The 5,782-nt window shown below is 36.0% G+C and carries 6 protein-coding genes; 4 read left to right on the top strand and 2 right to left on the bottom strand.

Annotated elements, in window-relative coordinates; all coding sequences use genetic code 11:
* The first annotated feature begins 198 nt into the window (after window positions 1–198).
* From gmd to RHOW815_RS06500, 4 genes are read left to right on the top strand one after another with little or no spacing between them, the layout of a single operon-like run.
* Window positions 199–1,239, top strand: a complete 1,041-nt coding sequence (gene gmd, locus RHOW815_RS06515) for a GDP-mannose 4,6-dehydratase (protein ID WP_215217517.1) — start codon at window positions 199–201, stop codon at window positions 1,237–1,239.
* Window positions 1,236–2,333 (top strand): glycosyltransferase family 4 protein, encoded by a 1,098-nt coding sequence (locus tag RHOW815_RS06510; RefSeq protein WP_215217516.1) that lies wholly within the window; start codon window positions 1,236–1,238, stop codon window positions 2,331–2,333. The genes gmd and RHOW815_RS06510 overlap by 4 nt, the downstream gene beginning before the upstream one ends.
* Window positions 2,330–3,442: a glycosyltransferase gene (locus RHOW815_RS06505; protein WP_215217515.1), complete on the top strand. Its 1,113-nt coding sequence runs from the start codon at window positions 2,330–2,332 to the stop codon at window positions 3,440–3,442. The genes RHOW815_RS06510 and RHOW815_RS06505 overlap by 4 nt, the downstream gene beginning before the upstream one ends.
* Complete coding sequence (locus RHOW815_RS06500; protein ID WP_215217514.1) at window positions 3,414–4,802, top strand: mannose-1-phosphate guanylyltransferase/mannose-6-phosphate isomerase; 1,389 nt, start codon at window positions 3,414–3,416, stop codon at window positions 4,800–4,802. The genes RHOW815_RS06505 and RHOW815_RS06500 overlap by 29 nt, the downstream gene beginning before the upstream one ends.
* A gap of 267 nt (window positions 4,803–5,069) precedes the next feature.
* Here the strand turns inward: RHOW815_RS06500 and RHOW815_RS06495 are convergent, their stop codons facing one another.
* Both RHOW815_RS06495 and RHOW815_RS09375 read right to left on the bottom strand, forming a co-directional pair.
* On the bottom strand, window positions 5,070–5,513 hold the full coding sequence (locus RHOW815_RS06495; protein ID WP_256439924.1) for an autotransporter domain-containing protein: 444 nt from the start codon (window positions 5,511–5,513) through the stop codon (window positions 5,070–5,072).
* Window positions 5,514–5,525: 12 nt separating this feature from the next.
* On the bottom strand, window positions 5,526–5,782 hold a 257-nt coding region (locus RHOW815_RS09375; RefSeq protein ID WP_502757465.1), incomplete at its 5' end, for a transposase.

Here is a 5,782-nt window from a genome sequence, read left to right as displayed (position 1 = left end):
CAAGTATTAGATGGATTTTGCTAAATTGCTTACGAGAGATATCGCTTGGATAAGAGCGGGTCATAATTACCTCCAAAGGTTTTATGAAAACTATCATTAATGCCTTAACTGAAAAGATTTTAAACAGGCTCTAAAGCTTTATATATAATTGTTAATATGTAAAAATGATTCTAGTATTTTATTGAAAAGGAAAAGCTTATGAAAACAGTGCTTATTACAGGAATAACAGGACAAGATGGATCTTATTTGGCAGAGCTCTTGCTAGGAAAAGGTTATGAGGTGCATGGAATGGTGCGGAGATCTTCTCATTGTAATCTAGGAAGAATTTCTCATCTGCATAAAGATCTACATTTACATGAAGGAGATCTTACCGATTCAAGCAATGTAGAAAGCATAATTCAATCCGTCTTACCAGATGAAATCTATAATTTAGCAGCGATGAGTCATGTTGGCACCTCTTTTAAAATGCCTATACATACAGCAGATGTGGATGCTCTAGGAACAATGCGTTTACTCGAAGCAATACGTAAGATCTGTTCAAAATCGAGATTTTATCAAGCTTCTACTTCAGAGTTATTTGGCAAAGTACAGGAAACTCCTCAAACGGAAAAAACTCCTTTTTATCCTAGATCTCCTTATGGAGTAGCAAAGCTTTATGCTTATTGGGCTGTTGTTAATTACAGAGAAGCCTGGGATCTATTTGCGTGTAATGGGATTCTATTCAATCATGAAAGCCCACGTCGAGGAGAAAATTTTGTATCTCGTAAAATTACCCTAGCAGTAGCTAGAATTATGCACAAACAACAGGAAAGACTACAGCTTGGCAATCTAGATGCAAAAAGGGATTGGGGTTATGCTAAAGATTTTGTAGAAGGCATGTGGCGTATATTGCAGCAAGCTACTGCAGAAGATTTTGTATTAGCTACAGGAGAGATGACAAGCGTCAGAAATTTTGTAGAGCTAGCTTTTCAGGAAGTGGGTACTACTATTGAATGGATAGGGCAAGGAATAGAAGAAAAAGGGATTGATTGTCGAACAGGACGTGTACTAGTAGAAGTTAATCCACAATTTTTTCGCCCTTCAGAAGTAGAACTACTCATAGGAGATCCTACCAAAGCTATACAAAAAATAGGATGGAAGTCTCATACCAATTTAAAAGAGCTTGTTAGTCTCATGATTAATAGTGATCTAAAACTAGTGCAGCAAAGCGTTAGAAAAGAAACCGAGGTTTGTTTTTGAAGAAGGTTTGTGTGGATGCAAGAATGCTTGTTCAATCTGGCATTGGTACTTATCTAAAAAATATATTGGAGCATTTAAAACAAGCTCCCATACACTGGTATGTTTTAATTCATCCTCATCAAAAAAACTCTTATTTTGATGGGATGGAAGTGATCCCCATTTTTACACCTATTTATTCACCAGTAGAACAAATAGACTTTGCTAGGAAAATCCCCTCTTGCGATCTTTTTTGGTCTCCTCATTTTAATGTTCCTATTTTCCCTGTTTCTTCTAAGAAAAGACTAACCACTATTCATGATTTATTTCATTTAGCCTATCCTAAATTATTGAGTCGATTAGAGCGTTTTTATGCAGGGTTTTTGATCAAACAGGCAGCTTATCGGTCTGATCAAATCATTACAGATTCTCATTTTTCAAAAAGCGAATTGTGCAAATATACCAACGTTATAGCAAATAAAATAGAGGTGATTCCTCTGGCGGTTGATTTAGATAGATTCTCACCGAAAAAGGGAAGTCATCAAATATTAGAGAAGTTTAATATTAAGAAAAAATTTTTGTTGTATGTAGGAAATCTCAAAGTTCATAAAAACATACAAGCCTTGCTTTTAGCCTTTGATTTGTTAGATAAACGAGGGTTTTCCGAAATAGATTTTGTTTGTGTTGGCAATTCTAAAGACATGAAACGCCTCGATGATTCATGTTTTAAACAAAGCTTGCAGCATTTAAAGCACCGATTGCATTTTGTGGGAAATGTTTCGGATGAAGAGCTCGTCGACTTTTATAGAGCAGCTGTGTTAATGATATTTCCTTCTTTATATGAAGGTTTTGGCCTCCCACCTTTAGAGGCAATGGCTTGCGGTTGCCCCACCATCTGTTCTTACGCGGCATCTCTGCCAGAGGTTTGTAAGACAGCAACACTTTACTGCAACCCCTATAACTATCGACATATAGCAGAGCTTATTGAAAAAGTAATGATAGATGTTGATTTAAGACAACAATTGATTAACAGAGGATTACAACTTGTAAAAACCCTAAGCTGGGAAATATCTGCGCAAAAACATTTGGAAAAGATCGATCAGTTAATTGAAATATGACAACAGCAATTGTTTATGACTGGCTAGTGGAATCAGCGGGTGGAGAAAAAGCTCTAAAGGCTATTTATGAGCTTTACCCCTCTCCTATCTACACTCTTGTTCATAATCAAAAGACATTTAAATCTGCCTTTTTAACAAAAGAAATCCATACTTCTTTTATCCAGAAAATGCCTTTTGGATCTAGCTGCTATCGTTACTATCTTCCCTTTTTCCCCTTAGCAATCGAGCAGTTTGATGTAAGGGATTATCATGTGGTGATTTCTCTTTCACATGCAGTAGCAAAAGGGGTATTGACTCACCCAGATCAGTTGCATTTGTGTTATTGCTTCACTCCTATGCGTTATGCCTGGGATTTAATGCATTGTTATTTAGAAAGAGCAGGAATATGGCAAAGAGGGTTTGCCCGATTTGCTCTTCATTATTTACGCAATTGGGATATTGCATCACTTAACCGAGTTGATCATTTTGTAGCAATTTCTCATTATATCGCTCGCCGCATTCGTAAACTTTATGGTAGAGAATCATCTGTGATTTATCCTCCGGTTGATGTTGAGCGTTTTTGTATACAAGATAAAAAAGAAGATTATTTCATCACGGTTTCTCGTTTGGTGCCTTATAAAAGAGTGGATTTGATAGTAAAAGCTTTTTCTTACCTACCTCAACATAAACTCCTTGTAATTGGTAGCGGGCCTGAAATGAAAAAAATTAAACAATTAGCCACAAAAAATGTAGAAATCTTAGGCTATCAGCCCGATGAGATCATGCATTCTTATGTAGCTAAAGCCAAGGGGTTCATTTTTGCTGCTGAAGAAGATTTTGGTATTTGCGTTTTAGAAGCGCAAGCAGCAGGGGTCCCTATCATTGCCTTTGGGAAAGGAGCGACGTTGGAAACCGTTATAGAAAACCAGACAGGAGTTTTTTTTGAAAAACAACAATTGGCTAGTTTATTAGATGCTATTGCTCGTTTTGAAAAAAAAGAGTTTGATCAAAATAAAATTTATCAACACGCGCAAAAGTTTAGCAGAAAGAGATTTCATGCGGAGTTTCGCAATCTTGTTGATAAAAAAACCGAGGAAAAATATGAAAGCCATCATTTTAGCAGGCGGTAGTGGAACAAGGCTATGGCCTTATTCCCGTAGAGAAATGCCTAAGCAATTTTTGCATTTTGGAGAAAAACGCTCTTTATTACAGAAAACCATTGAACGATTTATTCCTATTATTGACCCAAAGGATATTTTGGTTGTAACCAGTCAAGATTATTTTCATTTGGTAAAAACACAAGCCATGGAAATTTCTCTTCTGTTAGAAAATCAGATTTTAATAGAGCCAGAGCAAAAAAATACAGCACCTGCTATTGCGCTTGCTATTTGTTATCTAACTTCTTTCTTAAAAATTTCTTCTCAAGAGTGTGTTTTGATTTGCTCCTCAGATCATCTGATTTGCCCTCAAGAGATATTCATCCATGCTTTAGTCGAAGCAGAAAAAATCGCACAAAAAGCAAGAAATGTAATTTTTGGTGTGCGTCCTAATAAACCAGAAACAGGCTACGGTTATATTAAATTGGGTTTGCAAGAACAAGAAAATATCTATCACGTAGATAGTTTTGTAGAAAAGCCTGATTTTGCTCTGGCGCAGAAATATTTACTTTCAGGCCAACACTTATGGAACTCTGGTATTTTTTTATTTCAAATTGAAACGTTTATTAAAGAACTTCAAAAGCACTGTCCAGAAATTGGCATAGGAATTTCGGGAGATTTCAAAGAGTTTGTAGCTAGATTTTCTGAACTACCAAATCTTTCTATTGATTATGCCTTAATGGAAAAATCCACTAATACAAAAGTTGTGCGTTTAGATCTTAATTGGTCAGATGTAGGATCTTGGGATAGTGTGTATGACTTTCTAGAAAAAGATCAGCATAATAATGCAAAAATGGGAAATGTTTTAGATATAGATACAAAAAATTGTTTAATCATGGGCAACAAACGTTTAATTTCTACTATTGGATTAGAAGATTTAATCGTTGTAGAAACCGCAGATGCGTTATTTATTGGAAAAAGAAGAGAATCTCAAAGGGTAAAGGCTTTAGTAGAAGAGTTGCAAAAGCGAGAGACTAAGGAATCTTATTTGCATCCTACATCGCATCGTCCTTGGGGTCATTTTACCGTATTAGAAGAGGCAGAGCGCTATAAATTAAAAAGAATCGTAGTTGAACCTAAGCAGAAACTGAGTTTGCAAATGCATTACCATCGTAGTGAGCATTGGGTAGTGGTAAAAGGAACGGCTAAAGTTACCATCGATCAACAAGAAACTATTCTATCTGAAAATGAAAGCATTTTTGTGCCTAAAAGAGCGATTCATCGACTAGAAAATCCTGGTAAAGTGTTACTAGAATTGATAGAGGTTCAAGTAGGCGAATATGTGGGAGAAGATGATATTGTTCGTCTAGAGGATGTCTATCAAAGAACATGAGCACATTACCAATTCGCTTAAAGTGTAATAGACAAGACTTAAATTCACACTTAGTGGTAAATATAGTGGTTCCGATTCAATCGTATAGAAGAATATAGGATTAACGACAAGGTTCAAGTCGTTGACTTGAACCCCATTAAGCTAGCCGTTTGAATCGGTACTACCATGTTATCAAAAGTTGGCAAAAAAAACCAAAAAGTTTTAGAATTAACCCAATCCATTACACTTTGGGACTAAACATCTACATAAGACGGTCAAAAGCAAGAGTTAAAAACTCCAACACGCATTTATATTCATTTCATTCACTGTTGATTTTTTTCCAAAAACCCCTTCATATCCTATAGATAACTGGATGTCTCCTTGGCGGGAGACAAGAAATTGCGCACCCACGAGCAATTGATCGATTGTTTGGTGAAAGCTAGAAGTTGTAAAATCAGATTTACAAAATGTTCCCCCTCTAAACTTAGAAGCGTAATGAAGGCGCATTAGAGAAGTTGTTCTCAACCAACCTAGATTGACACTAGGAACTAAGCAAAAACCAGCAACACATGATTCTTTAGTGACTTTAATATTGACCAAAGAGCGTAAAAAGGAAGAGCATTTGCCTTTTATAGAAAGGTCAATAGACTGAGCTCCTTTTTCTTTAAATTTTTCTTGGAACGAGTTTGTTTGATCTAACCTGATTTCAGGTTGAACGAAAAAATTGTCTATACTAGTGCCGATTCAAACGGCTAGCTTAATGGGATTTAAGTCAACGACTTGAAACTTGTCGTTTATCCTACATTTCAAAATATCTGTTATTTTCGGTATCTCTTCTAAGAAGAATCCTCTAATTGCCTGAAAAAAAGTCACCGACGTTTCGTAATATCGATTGTATACCTTCTTTTCCTTTAAGATCTTCCACAAGCGTTCAATAGGATTCAAATTCGGCGAATAAGGAGGGAGATAGTGCACTTTAATCCTAGAAGACATCAGAAACT

The sequence above is a fragment of the Candidatus Rhabdochlamydia sp. W815 genome, from assembly GCF_018642185.1.
GTDB classification, from domain to species: Bacteria; Chlamydiota; Chlamydiia; order Chlamydiales; family Rhabdochlamydiaceae; genus Rhabdochlamydia; species Rhabdochlamydia oedothoracis.
Note: the sequence above shows the minus strand (reverse complement) of the source record. Positions and strands in the feature narration are given on the sequence as shown.

Excerpts from the sequence above, each read along its gene's own strand:
- RHOW815_RS06500 (WP_215217514.1), top strand. The coding sequence starts at position 3,414 with ATGAAAGCCATCATTTTAGCAGGCGGTAGTGGAACAAGGCTATGGCCT.
- gmd (WP_215217517.1), top strand. The coding sequence starts at position 199 with ATGAAAACAGTGCTTATTACAGGAATAACAGGACAAGATGGATCTTAT.
- RHOW815_RS06505 (WP_215217515.1), top strand. The coding sequence starts at position 2,330 with ATGACAACAGCAATTGTTTATGACTGGCTAGTGGAATCAGCGGGTGGA.